The following is a 1,217-nucleotide window of genomic DNA, read 5'->3' as shown; positions in this document are numbered from 1 at the left end:
CGCTGTGGGCGCTCGGGGCGATGTCGGGAACATCACTCGACGGGGTCGACGCGGCACTGGTGCAGACCGACGGGCAGCAGATCCTGGCCTTCGGCGAAAGCGGCTACCGGCCCTACACGGCGTCGGAGCGGGCGGCGCTGAAGGCGGCGCTGGGGCGCTGGCCGGGCGAGGACACGGGGGCCGCACTCGAGGTGGTGCAGGGCGCACATGCAGAGCTGCTCGCGGGCTTTCCGCAGGCGGAGGTGGTCGGGTTCCACGGCCAGACGCTGGCGCATGAGCCGCGCGGCCGGGGCACGCACCAGCTGGGCGACGGCGATGCGCTGGCCAGAGCGCTCTGCCGCGACGTGGTCTGGGATTTCCGCTCGGCAGACGTGGCGCTCGGCGGTGAGGGCGCGCCGCTGGCGCCGTTCTTCCACTTCGCCTGCGCGAAATGGATCGGCGCCACGGCGCCCGTGGCCTTCCTGAACCTCGGCGGCGTCGGCAACCTGACCTGGATCAACCCTTCGAAATCCGCGCCCGAAGACGAAGGCGCGCTGCTCGCCTTCGACACCGGCCCCGCCAACGCCCCGCTCAACGACCTCGTGGCCGAGCGGCTGGGGCTCGACTGCGACCGCGACGGCGGGCTGGCAGCACAGGGCGCGGTGGTCGACGGCGCGCTCGAACTCTTCCTCGAAGAGGCCTACTTCCGCAAGATGCCGCCCAAGTCCCTGGACCGGGACGATTTCTCGCTGATGGTGGATCTGGTGCGCGGGCTCCCCGACGCGGATGCCGCCGCGACCATGACCGCCATGGCCGCCACCGCGGTGATGCTGGGCATGGAGCATTGCCCAGGCCCGCCCGAGCGGGTGCTGGTCACCGGTGGCGGGCGCCACAACCCGGTGATGATGGCAATGCTGGCGGCGGGGCTCGATTGCGAGGTCGCGCCGGTCGAGTCCGTGGGGCTCGATGGCGACATGCTCGAGGCGCAGGCCTTCGCCTATCTCGCGGTGCGGGTGCTGCGCGGCCTGCCGACCTCGGCGCCGGGCACCACCGGCGTCGCGGCGGCGGTGAGCGGCGGGCAGATCTCTCGGGTCTGAACCGCCGCACGCGATCGCCCCCGGTGCCCGCGGCCGGAGCGCCTCCTGCACATCTGCGCCCGACACCCCGCGAAACATCGGAAGACCGGCACCACTCCTCGTCTTCCAATGGCCAAAAATATCCCGGGGGAGTCCGCGTCA

1 protein-coding gene is annotated in these 1,217 nt (G+C 72.1%); it reads left to right on the top strand.

Translation table 11 applies throughout. The features are described 5' to 3' along the window. Positions 1-2: 2 nt before the first annotated feature. Entirely contained in the window at positions 3-1,076 is a 1,074-nt protein-coding gene (locus tag HC022_RS26955; RefSeq protein ID WP_167454422.1) for an anhydro-N-acetylmuramic acid kinase, read from the top strand. Positions 1,077-1,217 lie beyond the last annotated feature (141 nt).

This window comes from Salipiger sp. HF18 (assembly GCF_011806505.1).
GTDB lineage: Bacteria > Pseudomonadota > Alphaproteobacteria > Rhodobacterales > Rhodobacteraceae > Salipiger > Salipiger thiooxidans.
This window is presented reverse-complemented; position numbering and strand designations above follow the sequence as displayed.